The 19026-nt window shown below is 68.5% G+C and carries 15 protein-coding genes and 1 pseudogene; 12 read left to right on the forward strand and 4 right to left on the reverse strand.

All coding sequences use genetic code 11. From position 1 onward, the window contains the following. The first annotated feature begins 14 nt into the window (after positions 1 to 14). Together GY812_02245 and GY812_02250 are read left to right on the forward strand one after the other, a co-directional pair. Positions 15 to 1526 carry a peptidoglycan DD-metalloendopeptidase family protein gene (locus GY812_02245; protein MCP4434304.1) on the forward strand — a complete coding sequence of 504 codons (1512 nt, stop codon included), beginning with the start codon at positions 15 to 17 and terminating at the stop codon, positions 1524 to 1526. A gap of 19 nt (positions 1527 to 1545) precedes the next feature. Continuing rightward, complete coding sequence (locus GY812_02250; protein MCP4434305.1) at positions 1546 to 1992, forward strand: SRPBCC family protein; 447 nt, start codon at positions 1546 to 1548, stop codon at positions 1990 to 1992. Between the two features lie 5 nt (positions 1993 to 1997). On the opposite strand, the gene GY812_02255 is transcribed toward GY812_02250, so the two are convergent. From GY812_02255 to GY812_02270, 4 genes are all read right to left on the reverse strand, one after another. Next, positions 1998 to 2825: an ATP-binding cassette domain-containing protein gene (locus tag GY812_02255; GenBank protein ID MCP4434306.1), complete on the reverse strand. Its 828-nt coding sequence runs from the start codon at positions 2823 to 2825 to the stop codon at positions 1998 to 2000. Beyond that, positions 2795 to 4720: an ABC transporter ATP-binding protein gene (locus tag GY812_02260; GenBank protein MCP4434307.1), complete on the reverse strand. Its 1926-nt coding sequence runs from the start codon at positions 4718 to 4720 to the stop codon at positions 2795 to 2797. The genes GY812_02255 and GY812_02260 overlap by 31 nt, the downstream gene beginning before the upstream one ends. Before the next feature lie 2 nt (positions 4721 to 4722). Beyond that, positions 4723 to 6480: an ABC transporter ATP-binding protein gene (locus GY812_02265; GenBank protein ID MCP4434308.1), complete on the reverse strand. Its 1758-nt coding sequence runs from the start codon at positions 6478 to 6480 to the stop codon at positions 4723 to 4725. Between the two features lie 68 nt (positions 6481 to 6548). Then, the gene (locus tag GY812_02270; protein ID MCP4434309.1) at positions 6549 to 7016 is read right to left on the reverse strand and encodes a winged helix-turn-helix transcriptional regulator; all 468 of its coding nucleotides are present in this window, start codon (positions 7014 to 7016) and stop codon (positions 6549 to 6551) included. Positions 7017 to 7123: 107 nt separating this feature from the next. On the opposite strand from GY812_02270, the gene GY812_02275 reads away from it, so the two are divergent. From GY812_02275 to GY812_02320, 10 genes and pseudogenes are all read left to right on the forward strand, one after another. Further along, a complete protein-coding gene (locus tag GY812_02275) occupies positions 7124 to 8449 on the forward strand; it encodes an HlyC/CorC family transporter (protein MCP4434310.1) in 1326 nt (441 codons plus the stop codon). Beyond that, positions 8446 to 9546, forward strand: coding sequence for an HlyC/CorC family transporter (locus tag GY812_02280; GenBank protein MCP4434311.1), 1101 nt, complete (start codon positions 8446 to 8448; stop codon positions 9544 to 9546). Before GY812_02275 ends, GY812_02280 begins: the two co-directional genes overlap by 4 nt. Beyond that, positions 9539 to 10933 (forward strand): phosphotransferase family protein, encoded by a 1395-nt coding sequence (locus tag GY812_02285; GenBank protein ID MCP4434312.1) that lies wholly within the window; start codon positions 9539 to 9541, stop codon positions 10931 to 10933. Before GY812_02280 ends, GY812_02285 begins: the two co-directional genes overlap by 8 nt. Continuing rightward, the gene (locus GY812_02290) at positions 10930 to 11664 is read left to right on the forward strand and encodes a hypothetical protein (protein MCP4434313.1); all 735 of its coding nucleotides are present in this window, start codon (positions 10930 to 10932) and stop codon (positions 11662 to 11664) included. Before GY812_02285 ends, GY812_02290 begins: the two co-directional genes overlap by 4 nt. A 169-nt stretch (positions 11665 to 11833) precedes the next feature. Next, entirely contained in the window at positions 11834 to 12493 is a 660-nt protein-coding gene (gene npdG, locus GY812_02295) for an NADPH-dependent F420 reductase (GenBank protein ID MCP4434314.1), read from the forward strand. Positions 12494 to 12540: 47 nt separating this feature from the next. Beyond that, the gene (locus tag GY812_02300) at positions 12541 to 13689 is read left to right on the forward strand and encodes a cysteine--tRNA ligase (GenBank protein ID MCP4434315.1); all 1149 of its coding nucleotides are present in this window, start codon (positions 12541 to 12543) and stop codon (positions 13687 to 13689) included. 157 nt (positions 13690 to 13846) lie between these two features. Next, complete coding sequence (locus tag GY812_02305; protein ID MCP4434316.1) at positions 13847 to 15157, forward strand: methyltransferase domain-containing protein; 1311 nt, start codon at positions 13847 to 13849, stop codon at positions 15155 to 15157. 111 nt (positions 15158 to 15268) lie between these two features. Next, a pseudogene (locus GY812_02310) lies at positions 15269 to 15937 on the forward strand (1-acyl-sn-glycerol-3-phosphate acyltransferase). Between the two features lie 380 nt (positions 15938 to 16317). Then, a complete protein-coding gene (gene thrS, locus GY812_02315) occupies positions 16318 to 18345 on the forward strand; it encodes a threonine--tRNA ligase (GenBank protein ID MCP4434317.1) in 2028 nt (675 codons plus the stop codon). A gap of 3 nt (positions 18346 to 18348) precedes the next feature. Continuing rightward, a complete protein-coding gene (locus GY812_02320) occupies positions 18349 to 18876 on the forward strand; it encodes an HIT domain-containing protein (protein MCP4434318.1) in 528 nt (175 codons plus the stop codon). Positions 18877 to 19026 lie beyond the last annotated feature (150 nt).

Genomic DNA, 19026 nt, shown 5'->3' on the forward strand with positions numbered 1-19026 from the left:
CAGGGGAGTGTGGGTTGACAACAGCCAAGTCGTTCGCGGCAGTCTGCGCAGCGGTACTGATAACGGTGGCAGCGGTGCCGATGGCCGCGGCCCAGGACGACGCGGTCTCCACCACCCTCCCGCAGGGAGGTGAAGGGGGCAGCAGCGACACGACGCTGCCGCCCGCCACGACCGCGCCGCCGCCCGCGGCGGGTCCGGGTGAGACCACATCCACCACGGTTCCGGGTGATGGATCCGGCGGCCCGGAGGCGCCGACGACCACGCTTCCTGGCGGGGGTGACCCCGAAGGTGATCCCACTGCGCAGGTCCCGGTCGTGACGATTCCTCCCGAACTGGCCGATGATCCGCGTGCTCCGCTGCTGTTCGACCCTTCGCCTGGTGACGGCCTCGAAGCCCCCCTGTTCCAGCGGCCGTTCGATCCCGGCAGCAACCAGGTGCTCGACGCCAAGGTGCGCGAACTGCAGGAAGAGCTGCTCTCCAAGCAGCGCCTGCTCGACGAGATACAGGTGACACTCGCGGAGCTGGGCCAGCGAGTGGACTCGCTCACTGCCGAGCTCGAAGAACTCAACGAGGAGTCGAGGGCCAACATCGCGGCAGCGGCGGCCGCCGAGAAGGCACTGCGCGAACACACCGTTGATGCATTCGTCAACGGCTCCTCGGATGAGAAGCTGGCAATGGTCCGCACGGGCGACCCGGTGCAGCTGGGCGTGGCGCGGGAGCTGCTCGGCAGCGTCGTCGACTCCGATGAGGAGCTGATCCGTCGCCACGAAGAGGCGCAGGCGAGGCTCGACGCCCGCCAGGAGAAGCTGCTCGCCGAGTACACCGAGGCGCAGAACCGCTACGCCGAGCTGAGCGCCCGGTTCGCCGAGACGGTCGAGGACACCGTGTCGCAGGCACTCGCCCTCAAGGCCTATGAGGCTGGGGCACAGGTATACGTGAAGGGCTTCGTGTTCCCCGTGCAGGGCGAGGTCGAGTTCATCGACTCATGGGGCTACCCGCGCATGACCGGCACTGCCCAGGCCCACTGGCACCAGGGCACCGACATATTCGCCCCGATGGGTACGCCGCTCGTGGCCGCCGAGAGCGGCGAGGTGTTCAAGGTGGGCCAGGTCGGCCTCGGCGGCAACCGCCTCTGGGTCCGTGGCGACTCGGGTACCGAGTACTACTACGCACACCTGATCGCGTTCGCCGAGGGGATGGTCGACGGGGTCCGGGTCAACGCCGGCGACGTCGTCGGATACGTGGGCGACACCGGAAATGCCAAGGGCACGCCCCCGCACCTGCACTTCCAGGTCCACCCCAACGGTGGTGACCCGGTCAACCCGTACCCGCTGCTCAAGGCCACTTACGGCAGCCGTCCCATGGTCGAGGTCGTCGAGGCTCCGCCTCCGACGGCCGCGGCGCCAATTGACCCGCTCACCGGCGAGCCCGTCGCTGGTGTCCTCGGCCTCGCGGCCGGCACCGTGGCGGATCCTGCGGCTGCTGCTGCCACCCCGACGACTCCATCCGCTCCACCCGCGGGCTGACAGCGGCCACAATGGGCCGGTGGATGTCACCGCCCAGCTGGCAACCGGGGTGCGCCCCGAGGAACTGTTCAGCGAACTCGAGGACCTGAGCGCCTACCCGGAGTGGCTCGAGATCGTCACCCGCGCCGTGCCCACCGACAAGGTGGCCGGCGACCCCGGACCCGCATGGCTGGTGGACCTGCGTGGCCAGCTCGGCCCCCTGCGCCGCTCGAAGCGCCTGCGGATGGTGCGTCGCGTGCACAACCCCCCGCACCGTGTGCACTTCACGCGCCGCGAGCTCGATGGTCGCTCGCACAGCCCTTGGTCGCTCACCGCCGACGTGGCTCCCACCAATGCTGGAGCGAGTCTCGAGATGCGCCTGCACTACGGGGGCGGCCTCTGGGTGCCGCTGCTCGACAAGCTGCTCGGTGACGAAATCGAGCGATCCAAGCCGCGGCTGCTCGACCGCCTCGACAGCGCCCGCTGAGCCGGTCAGCGCCTGGCCGCCGACCACCGGATCCCGGTGGAGGTGCTGTGGCGGGTCAGCTCCACGTCCACCCCGAACACGGAGGCCAGCAGCGCTTCGTCCAGCACATCGGCGATCGGCCCGGCGGCGGCTACCCGGCCGTCGCGTAGTGCCATCAGGTGGCTGAACGACGGCGGGATCTCCTCGACATGGTGGGTGACCAGCACTGTCGGCGTGCGTTCGGAGCCGTTGGCCAGACGATCGAGGCGGTCAATCAGCTCCTCGCGGCCGGTGAGGTCGAGGCCGGCGTTGGGTTCGTCGAGCACCACGAACGCCGGGTGGGCCATGTGGGATCTGGCGAGCAGCACACGCTGGCGTTCACCCGATGAGAGGGTGCCGAATGGTCGGTCGGCCACAGCAGACAGACCTGTCTCCGCCAGCAGCTCGTGGGCACGACGCCGCTGGACATCGTCGTATTGGTGCCACCACGGTTCGAGCGCCCCGTTCGCAGCGCACATGACCACCTCTGAGGCGGCCAGCGCCGGTCTGACCGAGTCCGCCATGGCCGCACTCACGAAGCCGATGCGCTTGCGCGTGGACCGCACGTCCGTGTGGCCGAGTTCCTCACCGAGCACCTGTACCGAGCCGGCGGAGGGGTGTTCCCACAGTGTGGCGACTCTCGCGAGGGTGGTCTTGCCGGACCCGTTGGGTCCGAGCACCACCCAGTTCTGTGTCTCCTCGACGGTCCAGTCCACCTCGTCGAGGATCTGCGTTCCGCCGCGCACATAGCCCACACCCCGCAGCTGCAGAACGGGGCTCGTGCTCAATGTGTCTGTTCCAGGTGGCGTTCCCATGTGGCGAACATCTCCGCGTAGCGGCCTCCGAGCGCCAGCAGTTCGGCGTGGGTTCCCAACTCGAGTACCACTGCGCCCTCCCCGTCGGCTCGGCGGTCCACCACCGCGATGCGGTCTGCACGTTGTGCTGTCGCCAGTCGGTGCGCGATCACCACCGCCGTGCGACCTTCGAGCAGCACATCCAGCGCCGATTCCACCTTTGCCTCGGCGGCAGGGTCGATGTTCGACGTCGCCTCATCAAGGATCAGCACCCGGGGTCTGGCGAGGAACGCACGGGTGAGGCTCAGCAGCTGGCGCTCGCCGGCGCTCAGCGACACTCCGCGCTCGTGCACAGGCGTGTCCAGGCCCTCTGGCAGCCGCTCGATCAGGTCCTGGATGCCAACGGCCCGGCATGCCTCGGCCAGCTCCTCCTCGGAGGCATCGGGTCGGGCGAAGACCAGGTTGTCGCGAACCGTGCCATGGAAGAGGAAGGGCTCCTGGGGTACTACTCCGAGCTGGCTGCGCAGTGAATCGATGGTGACCGTGCGCAGGTCGGTGCCGTCGATGCACACGCGGCCATCGACCGGGTCATAGAACCTGGCGACCAACTTGGCGACGGTGGACTTGCCGGCACCGGTCGGGCCGACAACCACGAGTGTCTCTCCCGCATCGACGCTGAGGTCGAGGCCGGTGAGCACCGGCGGGCCGGGCTCACCCACGCCATCGCCGTAGTCGAAGTCCACGGATGCGAGCTCGATGTGTCCTTCGATCGGGGCCAACTCCGCGGCGTCGGAGTCCTCGACGACGCTCGGCTGGACCTCTAGCAGGTCGGCGAGCTTCGTCACCGAGGACTGTCCCTGCTGGTACGTGGTGTAGAGCTGGACGAGTTGCTGAACCGGTGCGAAGAGCAGGTTGAGCAACAGCAGGAACATGAACAAGGTGCCAACCGACATGCTGCCGTTGCGCACGAGCAGGCCGCCCATACCGAGCACCACCACCTGGCCGAGCACTCCCAGGGTGTCGCCGACGGAACCGAAGAGGGCTCCGATCCGTGCGGTCACCAGGTTTGCTTTGCGGTAGTCGCCGACCAGGGCCTCGTGGGTCTCGATGTTGTGTGCCGCTCGGTCGTGGGCGGTGACGGTGCGGATGCCCGACAGCGTCTCGGTCAGGTCGTCGAGCACATTGGAGATGCGGTCGCGTACGTCGTCGTAGGCGGCTGTCGACACGGTGCGGTATCGGATCGTGGCGACCACCAGGATCGGCATGATGACCCCGAGGATCACGAGGGCCATCTGTGCGTGTGAGAACAGCATGATTGCTGCGATGGCCACGATGGTGAGGCCCTGCACGACCATTTGCACGAGTCCTTCCTGGAACAACGCGGTGAGGTTCTCCACGTCCGAGGTCATGCGGGTGAGGATTACTCCGGCCTTCTCACGCTCGTAGAAGGACAGCGACAGGCGTTGCAGGTGGGTGAACACGCGCATGCGCAGTCGCTCCATCAGCGACTCCCCGAGGCGGGCGGTCCACGAGCCGCGGGCCCAACCGAGGAGCACGTTGGCGACGATGACGGCTGCGTATGCGACGCCGATCCAGGCCAGGGCGCGGAAGTCGCGGGGTGTGATGCCATGGTCGACACCGGCCTTCACCAGCAGCGGGCCCGCCAGCAGGGCGGCAGTCTCGGCGGCCACGAGCACGAATGCCACGAGCAGTTGGTTGCGGGCCGGCATCAGGAAACGCCGCAGGGTGAAGCGCTCCCTCTCGGGGGGGTGCCGGTCGAATTCCTCGACCTCGGGATGGTGCTCCGGTTCCCGGTCCAGGATCCGCTGGGCCTTCTCCGCCAGTTCGGGCGGGATGCCGGCGAATGGTGTCGAACCGGTCGGGCCGGTCAGCGGTGATCCCGGGGGAGGTCCCATGCTCATGACGGGTCTCCTCCGAGCGGCTGGGGCACGTCGTCGGCGTCCTCGTCGTCGGCATGTGCCAGCACGTCTGCATAGGCGGGCACCGTCGCCAGCAGTTCGGCGTGTGTGCCCTGTGCGGAGACGCGGCCGTCTTCCAGGAACACGACACGGTCCGCGAGCGTGATGGTCGACAGCCTGTGGGCTATGAGGATCGTCGTGCGACCTTCGCGCCGTGCGGTGAGCGCAGCGTGGATCCTGGCCTCGACTTCCACGTCGATGGCACTGGTGGCGTCATCGAGCACCAGCACTGCCGGGTCCACCAGCAGTGCCCGCGCGAGTGCCAGGCGTTGACGCTGGCCGCCCGACAGCGTGTAGCCGCGTTCGCCCACGATCGAGTCGTATCCCTCTTCGAGGTTGCTGATGAAGCCGTGTGCGTCGGCGATCCGCGCCGCGGCCTCGATCTCGGCCTGCTCCACATGCGGGTTGCCGAAAGCGAGGTTGTCACGGATTGGGACCGAGAACAGGAACGGTTCGTCGGGTGCGACCACCACTGCGCGGCGCAGGTCGCTGAGGGCGAGGTTCCGCTCATCGTGCCCGTCGAGCATCACCTGGCCGCGCCGCGGGTCATAGAAGCGCGCCAGCAGCCGGGCCACGGTGGACTTGCCGCTGCCGGTGCCTCCCACGATCGCCACCGATTCGCCGGCGTTGATCGTGAGGTCGAGCCCGCGCAGCACGTCGGCTCCGCTGCCGTAGCCGAAGTACACGTCGCGGAATTCGATGTCGCCATGGGAGTGCCGGAGCGGTTCGGGGTCTTCGCGCTCGATGATCTCCGGGGTCTCGTCGAGGACCTCGTAGATGCGTCCGGCGGATGCACGTGCCCGCTGGCCCAGGATCAGGAAGAAGCCGAGGAACCGGAACGGGATCTGCAGAAGCACGATGTAGGCGTTGAACTGGATGATCACGCCGATTTCCAGGTCCCCCTCGATCACCAGCCAACCGCCGTACACGAGGATGGCCAGGGCACCGAGGCGTGGGAGGTTCTCCAGCAGCGGTGCGAGGCGGGCGCGTACCAGGCCCTGCTGCACGTTGGCCCAGCGCAGGCGCCGAGCAGCGGTGGCCATCGCATCCACACGTGCCTGCTCGGCGGCGAAGGACTGCACGACGCGTACGCCTGCGATCGATTCCTCGGTCACCGTGGCCACCTCGGCCTGGCGTCCCTGGATGATCCAGGAGAGCGGGAACAGCTTGTTTCGCATGATCACGCCGACGACGTACACGAAGGGCAGGGGCAGGACCGCGACGAGTGTGAGGCCGACGTTGATGCTGAGCATCACCCCGATCGCGACCACGAAACCCAGGATCGCGGTTGCGATCAGGGGTGCGACCGCGAAGAACAGCTGGACCGACCTCACATCTGCCTGCGCACGGCTGATGAGCTGGCCGGTCTGCATCCGGTCGAAGAACGCATGGCTGAGGCGCGTGTAGTGCCGGTAGAGCGTGGTGCGGAGGTCGGCTTCGATCGAGTAGGCGATGCGGTACAGCCCGTAGCGGTAGAGAGCCTGCAGCGCTGCGCGCACGAACGCGATGACAACCAGCGCCCAGAGGAACGGTGCCAGCTCCGACTCGGTGGTCTGGATCGCCTTGTCGACCGTGCGGCCGACAATCGCCGGCACCGCTACCTGCAGCACGAGCGCGGCCACGGCCACGACGAGCGAGACCACGAGCACCCCGGTGTGCGGTCGCAGGATGGGCCACAGCCGGCGGATCCAGCCCATCTTGAGCCCGCCCGACTCGCCCGGTGCAGGGCCGATCGATGGGTCTGCCGGTACGGCGCCGAGTCCGCTCACTTCTGACCGCCCGGGTCGCCAAACTTCTCGGTGAGGTAGGCCTCCATGGCCGTGTTGAGGCTCTCCAGGCCGACAAGTGCGCCCTCGGCCTTGTCGTCGGGGAGCCGGTCGAGCAGCCGGCCGAGTCGCTCGGCCACGACGCGGTCGCCTTCGGTGACCTGGGTGCGTCCGGCAGCGGTGAGCGAGAGCACGACGCAGCGACGGTCAGTCGGGTCCTGGCCACGCGCCACGAGTCCGCGCCCACAGAGGCCATCGACAACCGATGTGACGGTGGAGGGCACCACGTCGAGAAGCGCCGCGACATCGGATGCCAGCCGGTCGCCTCCCTCGAGGAAGACCAGGACCCGGTACTGGGCGAGCGTGAGGTCGGCGTCCGCCAGCGCCGCACCGGCAACACGCGCGAGCCGGGCGGCTGCGCGAACGGCGTCGGCTCGACGTGCACGGGGGGTTCCGGCCGGTGGCATGTCCTGCACCGTACCGCGATACTTCGAAGGTCGAAAGAACTGACCATGCCGCCACCGCGCACCTGCGGTCGGTTCGCCATCTGGCCGGTCGGTATCCTGATGCCTCCGTGAGCTTGCTGCCCGGGCTGCTGGTCGGCCTCGCCCTCATCCTTGCCAACGCCTTCTTCGTCGCGGCCGAGTTCGCTTTCGTGGCGGTGGACCGAACGCGCCTGGAGCTGCGCGCCGAGGAGGGCTCGCGTGCAGCGCGCACGGCCCTGAGATTGCTCACGAAGCTCTCGTTCAACCTTTCGGGTGCCCAACTCGGCATCACCATCACCAGCCTTGCCCTGGGCCTGCTCGCCCAGCCGGTCGTGGCCAAGGCGATCGAACCGCTGGTGGCGGGCGTTGTCGGGGAGGCCAGCGCGCTGGCCGTCTCGGTGGTGATCGCCCTGTTGCTCACCACGGTCGTGCAGATGGTGATCGGAGAGCTGATCCCCAAGTCGGTCGCCGTCGCACGGCCGTTGGTCATGACGCTGCAGGTGGCCGCGCCATACCGGCTCTACGCGATGGTTTTCAAACCAGTGATCGCGGTGTGCAACTCCTCGGCCAACGCCCTGCTGCGGCTGGTCGGGGTGGAGCCCACCGAGGAACTGCTCGAGGTGCGCAGCCGCGAGGAGCTGCGGCGTCTCGTGCGCACGAGCCGGGAGGGAGGGACGATCCGGTCGCAGACAGCCGAGCTGCTCGACCGGAGCTTCCGGTTCGGCAACAAGACGGCGGCCGATGCGCTCACCCCCAGGGTGGATGTGCAGGCTCTTCCCCTTGATTCCGAGGTCGGGGACCTGATGGACCTCTCCGGGGAGACCGGGATCTCGCGGTTCCCGGTGCACGGCGGTGATCTCGACACACTGCTCGGGGTCGTGCACATCAAGGAGGTGCTGGGGCTGCCCCGCGAACGGCGGCGAACGGCGCCGTTGTCGGTGCTGATGCGCCCGGTGGCGATGGTCCCTGAGACCAAGCCGCTGGATGAACTGCTCGATGAGCTGCAGGACGCGGCCGCCCACCTGGCGGTGGTACTCGACGAGTACGGCGGCACGGCCGGGATCATCACGGTCGAGGACCTCGTGGAGGAGATCGTCGGCGACATCGCCGATGAGCACGACGTGGAGTCGTCCATCCCGGCTGCACAGGCTTGGCGAGGCGCCCACCTGCTGTCGGGCCGTCTGCACCCGGACGAAGTGCGTGACGCCTGTGAGTTCGAGGTGCCCGAGGGCGAGTACGAGACGCTCGCCGGTTTCGTGCTGGATCGACTGGGGCGGATTCCCGATATCGGCGAAGGATTCGCTCACGACGGTTGGCAGCTGAGCGTGGCCGAGATGGATGGTCACCGCGTGGCCACGGTGCGGGTCGTTTCGCCACCGCCAGGAGCGGTGTCCGACGAGGCGGCGCTGCGATGAGTGACTGGTGGCTGCTGCTCGTGGCGGTGCTGTTGATCGTGGCCAACGCGTTCTTCGTGGCCGTCGAGTTCAGCCTGCTCGCGGCCAGCCGTCCGAAGGTGGAGGAGTGGGCCGAGGAAGGCCGCTCCGGTGCAGCATCGGCACTCGCGGGCATGCAGTCACTCAACCTCCAGCTGGCCGCCTGCCAGCTCGGCATTACCGTCATGTCGCTGATGCTCGGTTGGCTGATCGAGCCGGTGATCGGTGGCGCGCTCGAGGAGCTGTTGGGTCGCACGTCACTCCCGCACGGGGTCTCTACCGCGATCGGTGTGGCCCTGGCACTGACCTTCGTGTCGTTCGTGCACATGGTCGCGGGGGAGATGGTGCCCAAGTCACTGGCCCTTGCGGCACCCGAGTCGACCCTCGTGTTGCTGGCCCCCGCCCACAGGGCCGCCACCGCCGTGCTCAAGCCGGTGGTGGTAGGACTCAACGCGCTCGGCATTCTCGGCACCAGGATGCTGAAGGTCGAGCCGGCCGAGGAACTCGGACAGGCGCACACACCCGAGGAGCTGGCCGCGATGCTCGACGCCTCGGTCGCCGGAGGCGAGATCGATGCGGGCGACTACGGCCTGTTGTCCGGCGCGCTCGACTTCCTTCGTGTCAGGGTGGCCGAGGTGATGTCGCCGGCCCGGGAGCTGGTGACGGTGCCGTCCACGGCCACGCTCGCCGAGGCGGAGCAGCTGATGGTGGATTCCGGGCACAGCCGGGTGCTCGTGACCGACGGCAGCCGTGTCAACGGATTCCTGCATGCCAAGGACCTGCTGAACCTCGACGGACTGCCGGGCGAGCTGCTGCCCGACGGCCTGGTGCGGCTCGGGCTCTGGGTGGGCCCGGACGAGTCCATCTCCGAGGTGCTGTTCCGGATGCGCCGGGCGCGCCGCCACGTGGCGGTCGTGTCGAGCGGCGGCGGCGACGGCGACGGCGACGACGGACCGATACTCGGGCTGGTGACCATGGAGGACCTGCTGGAGGCGATCGTGGGGGACATCCGAGACGAGAGTGACCGCGACAACGGTGCCGGAGGCGGCCAGGCCGGCCCCGGGGGGCATCGTGGCTGATCCGGTGATCCCGGCGGGGGCCGCGGGCCTGCTGGGTGATGCAGCGGCGGCGGGAGTGGCGCAGGTTGCGGCTGACGAGCTGGGCTGTGATCCCGGTGAGGTGGACCTTTCCTCGGTGCGTCGCCTGTCTGGCGGAGCGTCGCGTCACACGTTCTCGGCCGAGCCGAGCCACGACGGCCGCTCGGTGCACTTCGCGGTGCAGACCGAGCGAAGTGGCTCGGTCGGAGCCAACCTGCCGATGCACCAGCAGGTTGCATTGCTGCGCGACGCGGCCGACAGCGGTGTTCCGGTGCCACGTGTTCGCCGTGATGGCGGCGAGGCTGGGAGCGGGTGGGTGGTTCTCGACTGGCTCGAGGGCGAGGCCGTTGCGCGGCGGATCCTGCGCGGCGAGGAGTTCGCTGATGCCCGCGCCGACCTGGCGCGCGAGGCGGGTTCGGTGCTGGCCCGGATCCACCAGATCAGCCCCGGGCCACACCGGGGACTTCCCGAAGCCGATCCGCTGGAGTCAATGAGCGCGCTCGCCGAGATGGTCGGCGAGGCTCACCCCGCATTCGCCGTTGGTCTCTCGTGGCTCGAGGCGAACCGGCCTGCCGAGCGCTCTCACGTCGTTGTGCACGGCGACTTCCGCATGGGAAACCTGCTCGTGTCGCCAGGCGGAATCACCGCGGTGCTGGACTGGGAGCTCGCCCACATCGGCTCACCGGTCGAGGACCTTGGCTGGTTCTGCTCGCGGGCGTGGCGGTTCGGTTCACCCCTGCGCGCCGGCGGCGTGGGCACGGCTGAGGACCTGCTGGAGGGCTACCGGCAGGGTGGCGGGGAACCGGTTGCGGACGCGGAGCTGCGTTGGTGGGAGGTCTATGCCACCTTGCGCTGGGGCCTGATCTGCGTGTTGCAGGCATCGGTTCACCTGCGGGGCCTGCACCGGTCCGTGGAGCTCGCGGCCATAGGCCGGCGTGCGGCCGAATGCGAGGAGGACCTGCTGGCGCTGATCTGTGGCCCGAGCGACTACCAGCCACCACGACCCGGCGACGCCCAGCAGCTGGCCGGGCCGCACGACCGCCCCGATTCGCTGGAACTGCTGGAGGCTCTCGGGGAGAAGCTCGAGGACCTTCGCGGCGCGGCCAGCGGTTCGACCGCCTTTGACCTGCGCGTGTGCTCGAACGTGGCCGCCCTCGTCGGACGGGAGATGGCGCTCAGCGCGACGTTGGCGGACATGCACAGCCGGCGGTTGGCGGAACTGGCAGTGCGCGACGAGGCCGAGTTGGTTTCACGGATACAGCGGTCGTCTTTCGAGGAGCTGTCCTCCGGACTCCTCACCGCGGTGCGCGAGATGGTGCGGGACAAGCTGGCCGTGTCCAACCCCGGCTACTGGGAAGGCGACTCATGAGCGCCACGGGTGCTGGCGACGTCGCCGGTCGGGCGGTGCTGGTCGTGTCGCCGCACTTCGACGACGTGCCCCTGTCGCTCGGCCAGAGCTTGCTCGACGGCTCACTCGCCGCGGCGTCACGCGTTGATGTGAGGGTGGTGTTCGGGCGTACCAACTGGTGTCTGCAGCTCCATCCGACCCGCCGCAGGGCAAGGGTGGTGACGGCCTGGCGTCGCGCTGAGGAGGCGGTAGCGGCGCGCCGATTCGGCTACCGGATTCGTGCAGAGCCCTTGGAGGAGGCGATCCTGCGCACGGGCACGCTCGACGCCGAGGAGTTCCGCAGCGGCGGCGCTTCTGGGGATCCGCTCGTGGGCGCCGTCGAGGCGTTGCTCTGGCAGTGGCGCACGGAGGCCGACGTTCTCTGGATGCCTGCGGGAGTGGGCCGCCATGTCGACCATGAGATCGTGGCCGCGGCCGGCGCCCGGCTGGCGGCTGCGGACCCCTCGTCCATCGCGTTCTACGAGGAGCGTCCCTACACGTCGTGGCTCGATCTCGAGGGCATCGAGGCCCAGGTTGCGGATCTTGGGCTGGACCTCACTGCTGTGTCGGTCTCCGGGGCCATCTCGGCGGACACCCAGCGCTCGGTGGGGCGCATCTACCGCAGCCAGATCGACGCGGAGTTCGAGTCCGGGCAGCGATTCGACCGCGATCAGGGGCGCACCGAGCGGGTGTGGGTGCCCGCCCTGCCCTAGCGCTGCGACACCGGGGCCTGGTGGAGCGGGACGCACTGCGTCCCGTGCGCACGGGCGGTAGTCACCGCAGCGCATCCGGTGGTCGGATGCCTGCGACTTCGAGCGGATGGAGACCTGGATCCCGCGGCCGGTGTTGCAGGAAGTTACCGACCGGTAGCAGAGTGGACGCATGAAGATCGGCGTCTTGGGTGCAACTGGTCCTGCGGGAAGCGGCCTGGCTGCTCGTCTCGCATCTGTGGGTTTCGAGGTGGTGTTGGGGTCCCGCTCCAGGTACCGCGCGATGGAAGTGCGTGACAGGCTGGTCGAGGCTTGGCCCGACAGGGAGCTGAACATCGAGGCGGGTGACAACCACGAGGCCTCCGCGGTGGGGGACGTGGTCGTCATCGCCACACCCTGGGATGCGGCTGCGAGCACGGCCGAGGAATGCTCCGCGGAGCTCGCCGGCAAGGTCGTCATCTCGATGGCCAACGCGCTCGCGAAGGTGGGCCACGAGTTCCAGCCGCTGGTGCCGCCGCGGGGCTCGGTTGCGGCATCGGTGCAGGCAGCGGTGCCGAAGTCGCTGGTGTCGGCCACCTTCCACCATGTGCCTGCCAAGGAGCTCGGCGACCTGGCCCACCCGGTCGAGTCGGACGTCCTCGTGTGCTCCGACCATCCCGAGGCCACCGCGACGACCCTCGAGATCGTCGCCAAGGTGCCAGACCTCCGCGGCGTCGACGCCGGCGAGTTGTCCAACGCTGCACCGATCGAGGCGTTCGCCGCGGTGCTGCTGCAGGTCAACGTGAAGTACAAGACGCGCGTGGCGATCCGCTTCACGGGTCTGCCCCAGTAGCGGGCAGTCCTGATCGGACTTCGGGCGCCGCTAGCCTGCGGCCCGTGATGCGCCTGTACGACACGAAGTTGGACGCGGTGGTTCCCTTCGAGCCGCGCGACCGCGTTGTGACGATGTACACGTGCGGGATCACGCCCTATGACTCGACGCACCTGGGGCACGCGGCCACCTACCTCACCTACGACGTGCTGCAGAGGCGCCTGCGCGACATGGGTCATGACACGAAGTGCGTGCGCAACATCACCGATGTCGACGACTCGATCCTGCCGAAGGCCCGGGAGCTGGGCGTTCACTACCTCGACCTGGCCGCAGCCGAACTCGCCCGCTTCGACGCCGACATGGAACGTCTCGAGATGCTGCCCGCATGGTCGGAGCCGAGGGCCACGTCTGCGATCGCCGACATCCGGGGCTTCATCGGCATGGTGCTCGACCGGGGGTTCGCCTACGAGGCCGGCGGTGCGGTCTATTTCGAGGTCTCGAAGTTCCCGCGGTTCGGCGAGCTGAGTGGCTACGACCGCGAACAGATGCTGGAGTACGCAGCCGAGCGGGGCGGCAACGTCGACGACCCCAACAAGCGCGACCCACTCGACTTCGTACTCTGGCAGCCGTCGTTGCCCGGTGAGCCCTCGTGGGAGTCGCTGTGGGGGCCCGGACGCCCCGGTTGGCACATCGAGTGCTCCGCGCTGGCGATGCGCGAGCTCGCCACGACGATCGACCTGCACGGCGGCGGCTCGGACCTGATCTTCCCCCACCACGAGTGCGAGCTCGCACAGTCCGAGGCAGCGACGGGCGAGCCGTTCGTGAGGCACTGGATGCACCAGGCGATGGTTCGCATGGACGGCGAGAAGATGTCGAAGTCGCTCGGCAACCTCGTGTTCGTGTCCGACCTGACGATGCTGTGGGACCCAAGGGCGGTGAGGCTCGCATGCGTGTCGCACCACTACCGCGACTCGTGGGAGTGGAGCGGCACACTCATGCCGGCCGCATCTGAGCGGCTGGCTGCATGGATCGCCGCGGGCGAAGGACCGGGCGCGCTGCAAGAGGTGCGCGAGGCGCTCGACGACGACCTCGACACCCCCGCAGCAGTGGTCGCGATCGATGCGGCGGCGGCAGCGGGTGAAGGCGTATCCGAAGCAGCGCTGCTACTGGGAGTACGCACCGACCGCCCGGTCGATCCGGTCCCTGAGCACGACTGATCTGGCCGTGCCCGATTGACGGCGGGTGTGCGAATGTCCTTCCCGGGCGTGCCCGGTTGCGCGACGATGTTCTATGCATGCGTTCGGGGGACCGGACCCAGGGGGAAACACAATGGATGATGCAGTGGGGCCTGCAACGCGAGACGACACGAGCGCCATGCGCCCGAGTCCGTTGGCGGATGTGGTGGCGTCGGTGGTCGGCAAGAATCCGCCCGTCGCGCTGCGCTTCTACGACGGCGGGCGGATCGGCCCACCTAAGCCCGCAGCAACGATCGACGTGCGCTCGCCGGACGCGCTCTCGCGCATCCTCACAGCCCCCGGTGAGCTGGGGTTCGCCCGGGCCTACGTGGCCGGGGACATCGAGATCGATGGTGACATCTACGCGGCGCTCGAGCTGCGCCACAGCATCCCGAGCCCGAAGCTCACGCTCCAGCAGTGGGCCAAGGCGCTTCGCGTCGCAGGCCCGGCCGCGTTGCGTCCCCTGCGCCCACCGCCCGAGGAGGCCCACCAGCGGGGTCGGCTGCATTCGCTTCGCCGCGACGCACAGAGCATCTCGCACCACTACGACGTATCGAACGACTTCTACTCGATGGTGCTCGGCCCGGCGATGGTCTACTCGTGTGCCATGTTCGCCGACGACGACACGTCACTGGAAGCGGCGCAGTGGGCCAAGCTCGAGCTGATCAGCACGAAGCTGGCGCTCGCCCCGGGCATGCGATTGCTGGACGTCGGATGTGGCTGGGGGTCGATGTTGATCCACGCGGCCAAGCATCACGGTGTTGAGGCCGTCGGGGTGACCCTCTCGACCGAACAGGCGGAGTTGGCCCGCGCCAGGGTCCGCGCCGAGGGTCTGGCCGACCGGGTGGAGGTGCGGGTGCAGGACTACCGCGAGGTGGCTGGGCAGCGATTCGATGCCGTGAGCAGCATCGGCATGTCCGAGCATGTCGGGGCCGACGAACTGCCCGGCTACTTCTTGAAGCTGCACAGCCTGCTCGAGCCCGGTGGCCGCCTCCTCAACCACGCCATCACCCGGCCACCAGGCTCCGCCTCGGCGATCGGCGGGCGCACGTTCATGAGCCGCTACGTGTTCCCGGACGCGGCGCTGGTCGAGGTCGGCGAGGTCATCACATCGATGCAGTCGGCCGGATTCGAGGCACAGCACATGGAATCGTTGCGCCGGCACTACGCGCTGACCCTGCGCCAGTGGGTCGCCAACCTCGAGGCCAACTGGGACCGCTGCGTGGACGACGTGGGCCTCGCCCGGGCGCGGATCTGGCGGCTGTACATGGCCGGTTCGGCGCTCGGCTTCGAGGACGGCCGCATAGGCATCTCCCAGGTGCTGGCGAGCCGCGACCGCTCAGCTGCGTTCCCGCGGCGACCCGACTGGTCGGCCTCACCGGTCGCCCCGCCAGACCCGTTCGGTGCGCCGGTGGGGCGGGCATCGGTCAAGACCACCGCGTCGCCGTAGCAGGCGGCTGTGAGAACACCCGGTTAACAAGCGAAACAGTCGGCACGACCGGTCCCCGGTGGCGATACGCTCCGTTCGGCGGGTCCGGCCGGGGCCCAGAAGCGGGAGTGAATGGTGCAACGCAGCGCAGGCAAGGCACAGGGAGTGTTCCGTGCCATCCTCACGCCGCCATTCCGGTACTTCTGGCGCATCGGCGTGGAGGGCCTCGACAACGTGCCCGACTCCGGGGGTGCCATCATCGCGCCCAACCACATCTCGGTGATCGACTCGTTCTTCGTGCCGCTGGTGCTGCCGCGACGGATCACCTACGTCGGCAAGGCCGAGTACATGGACAGCTGGAAGACCCGATACCTGTTCCCCGCCATGGGCATGGTGCCCATCGACCGCGGTGGTGGTGATGCAGCCAAGGCCGCGCTCGACACCGCCGCCGATGTTCTTGGCGCCGGCGAGTTGTTCGGCATCTACCCGGAGGGCACGCGTGCGCGCGATGGCTTGCTGCACAAGGGCCATACCGGAGTGGCCCGCCTCGCCATGCGTACCGGTTGTCCCATCATCCCGGTGGGAATCATCGGCACCAGGGAGATCCAGCCCCCGGATGCGCCGGTGCCGAAACCCTTCCGCCGCGCCCACATACGGTTCGGTCGGCCGATCGACCCGGAGCGCTACTCGCACCGCTCCGATGACCGCATCGCGCTGCGCCAGATCACCGACGAGGTGATGTTCGAGGTCGCAGCGCTGTCGGGTCAGCAGTACGTCGACACCTACGCCACCAAGCCGAAGGTCGTCGAGCAGCCAGAGGTGCCCGAAGTGGCCGTCCCGGCGGTCGAGCCGCAACCGGCCGCAGCCGCACTCGAGGGATCGGGCAAGTTCGACGCTGTGGTGGACCTCGACGAGCACCGTCGCCGCCGCGACGAGGTGGCGGAGCCCGCAGCGGCGTTCGCCCCATCGGTGGCGCACCCCAGCCCGCAAGAGGCTGCCTCGATGGCGGCGACCTCCGAGGAGGCCGACGGTGTCGAGCGCCGGTCCTCGACCGCAGTGCTGCAGTCGCGGCCCCTCGTAGGGGCCTGACAGCCCGGGTGGCCCCGGCGAACTGAACCCGCGCAGCAGGCGTCGCGATTGTCGGTTCGGGGCCGGCGGGGTCGACCGGTAGCCTTCCGACGATGTCCGAGATCACAGTTTCGCTTCCGGATGGCTCACAGCGATCGTTGCCCGAGGGTGCGACCGGGGCCGACCTCGCCGCCTCGATCGGCAAGCGGCTCGCCAAGGACGCGCTCGTGGTGGAACACGACGGCACAGTCACGGACCTGGCCGCGCCCCTGCCAGATGGCTCCGAGGTCCGGATCATCACCCGCAAGGACGACGACGCCCTCGAGCACCTGCGGCACTCGACCGCCCACGTGCTGGCCCAGGCGGTGCTGGAGCTGTGGCCCGGCGCCACTTTCGCCGGTGGTCCGCCGATCGAGGACGGCTTCTACTACGACTTCGAGTTGCCCGGCGGCGCCACCTTCTCCGAGGACGACCTCGAGCGCATCACCGACAAGATGCGCTCGATCATCTCTGCCGGCCAGCCCTTCGAGCGGTTCGAACTGCCCCTCGACGAAGCGCGCGAACTCATGGCCGACCACCCGTACAAGCGGGCCTTCATGGACCTGGCCGGCGGGGCCGGTGACGCGGAGGCTGCGGCCGAGGCCGACGTCTCCGACGGGATGATCAGCTTCTACCGCAACACACCGGCTTTCGTGGACATGTGCCGGGGCCCCCATGTGCCGACCACCGGCAAGCTCGGCCACTTCGCCCTTCAGCGGGTGGCGGGTGCCTACTTCAGGGGCAGCGAGGACAACGAGATGCTCCAGCGCATCTACGGCACGGCCTGGTTGTCCAAGTCAGACCTCGAGGAGCACCTGGAGCGACTCGAGGAGGCTCGCAAGCGGGACCACCGCAAGCTCGGCGTCGAGCTCGACCTGTTCAGCTTCCCCGCCGAGGTCGGATCCGGCCTCGCGGTGTTCCACCCCAAGGGCGGGATCATCCGCCGCCTCATGGAGGACTACTCGCGGCGGCGCCACGAGGAGGCCGGCTACGAGTTCGTGTATTCGCCGCACATCTCCAAGTCGAACCTGTTCGAGACGTCCGGGCACCTTCAGTGGTTTGCCGAGGGGATGTTCCCCCCGATGGAGCTGCACGACCACGATCACGATCACGACTCGGAGCCTGCGTCCACGGCGGAGCCACACGACATCGGTGAAGGCACGAAGTACTACCTCAAGCCGATGAACTGCCCGTTTCACATCCTGATCTTCCGCAGTCGCCAGCGGTCATACCGCGAGCTGCCGTTGAGGATGTTCGAGTTCGGCTCCGTCTACCGATACGAGAAGTCGGGTGTGGTGCACGGTCTCACCCGCGTGCGCGGCATGACCCAGGACGATGCCCACATCTTCACCACCAAGGAGGACATGGGCAACGAGCTGGCCTCGCTGCTCGAGTTCGTGCTCGACCTGTTGCGTGACTACGGGCTCGACGACTTCTACCTGGAGTTGTCCACCAAGCCGGAGGCCAAGGCGGTCGGCAGCGACGAGGAGTGGGACGAAGCCACGGCCGCGCTTCGTTCGGCGGCCGAGGCGATGGATCTGGAGCTCGTGCTCGACGAAGGCGGCGGCGCCTTCTACGGGCCCAAGATCTCGGTGCAGGCCCGCGATGCGATCGGGCGCACCTGGCAGATGTCGACGATCCAGGTCGACTTCCAGCTGCCCCAGCGCTTCGGTCTGGAGTACATCGGAAGTGACGGGCAGCGCCACAGGCCGATCATGATCCACCGGGCGTTGTTCGGCTCCGTCGAGCGGTTCTTCGGCGTCCTGGTCGAGCACTACGCGGGCGCCTTTCCGGCTTGGCTGGCTCCGGTGCAGGTGGAGGTGCTCCCGGTGGCCGATGCCCACCTCGACTACGCGCACGAGGTGGCCGCTGAACTGCGTGGCCACGGCTTCCGTGTCGACGTCACGGGCGCGGACGACACTCTCGGCAAGCGCATCAAGCGCGCCAAGGAGCAGAAGCTTCCCTACGTGCTCGTGGTCGGCGACGACGACGTGGCGCACCGCAGCGTTGGCGTCAACCCGCGCGGCGGGGAAGTGGAGCGCAACGTGCCGCTCACGGGGTTCGCCCAGCGGCTCTCGGTGGACGTCGCAGGGAGGAACTGACCGGTGCCGCTCGAGCAGCTCTGGGCGACCTGGCGGTCCAACTACGTCCGGGGAATCGACGACAGCCGAACCGAGGTGCCCACCGGCGAACCTGCCGATGGTCGCTCGCTCTTCGAACGGATCCTGCAGTCGGGCGAGCCCGACTCGGCGACGCTGATCGTGTACCGCGGTGAGACCTGCTTCGTGCTGATGAACCGCTTTCCGTACACATCGGGCCACCTGATGGTGTTGCCCAACCGCGCTGCTGCGGATCTCGAGGAACTGACGCCCGACGAGCAGCACGAACTGTGGTCGCTGGTGCGTGACGGAGTGGCCGCGGTGAAGGCCGCGCTCGCCTGTCACGGCGTCAACGTGGGACTCAACCTCGGAGCTGTGGCCGGGGGGTCACAGAGTGACCACCTGCATGTGCATGTGGTGCCCCGCTGGCAGGGCGATGCCAACTTCATGTCCGTCGCCGGTGAGACACGCGTGTTGCCCGTCGGGCTGGAGGAGGCCTGGGAGTCGATCCGCACCGCCTGGCCCGACAGCTGAGCAGGGCGGCGGATTCAGCGCCCCGGCGGGTAGGCCGGTACCGTCGCGGTTCGTGACACGACAGCCGGGAGCCACGGGAGACGATGAGGTCGTCGACCGCGATGTGGCCGCAGACGATGAAGTCGTCGACCGCGATGTGGCCGCAGACGA

The organism is Actinomycetes bacterium (assembly GCA_024222295.1).
Classification (GTDB): domain Bacteria; phylum Actinomycetota; class Acidimicrobiia; order Acidimicrobiales; family Microtrichaceae; genus JAAEPF01.

Bases quoted from the DNA above. Each gene is read 5' to 3' on its own strand.
- GY812_02260 (MCP4434307.1), bottom strand. From the start codon at position 4,720: ATGGGACCTCCCCCGGGATCACCGCTGACCGGCCCGACCGGTTCGACA.
- thrS (MCP4434317.1), top strand. From the start codon at position 16,318: ATGTCCGAGATCACAGTTTCGCTTCCGGATGGCTCACAGCGATCGTTG.
- GY812_02305 (MCP4434316.1), top strand. From the start codon at position 13,847: ATGCGCCCGAGTCCGTTGGCGGATGTGGTGGCGTCGGTGGTCGGCAAG.
- GY812_02255 (MCP4434306.1), bottom strand. From the start codon at position 2,825: ATGGGAACGCCACCTGGAACAGACACATTGAGCACGAGCCCCGTTCTG.
- GY812_02280 (MCP4434311.1), top strand. From the start codon at position 8,446: ATGAGTGACTGGTGGCTGCTGCTCGTGGCGGTGCTGTTGATCGTGGCC.
- GY812_02290 (MCP4434313.1), top strand. From the start codon at position 10,930: ATGAGCGCCACGGGTGCTGGCGACGTCGCCGGTCGGGCGGTGCTGGTC.
- GY812_02300 (MCP4434315.1), top strand. From the start codon at position 12,541: ATGCGCCTGTACGACACGAAGTTGGACGCGGTGGTTCCCTTCGAGCCG.
- GY812_02270 (MCP4434309.1), bottom strand. From the start codon at position 7,016: ATGCCACCGGCCGGAACCCCCCGTGCACGTCGAGCCGACGCCGTTCGC.
- GY812_02265 (MCP4434308.1), bottom strand. From the start codon at position 6,480: ATGGGCTGGATCCGCCGGCTGTGGCCCATCCTGCGACCGCACACCGGG.
- npdG (MCP4434314.1), top strand. From the start codon at position 11,834: ATGAAGATCGGCGTCTTGGGTGCAACTGGTCCTGCGGGAAGCGGCCTG.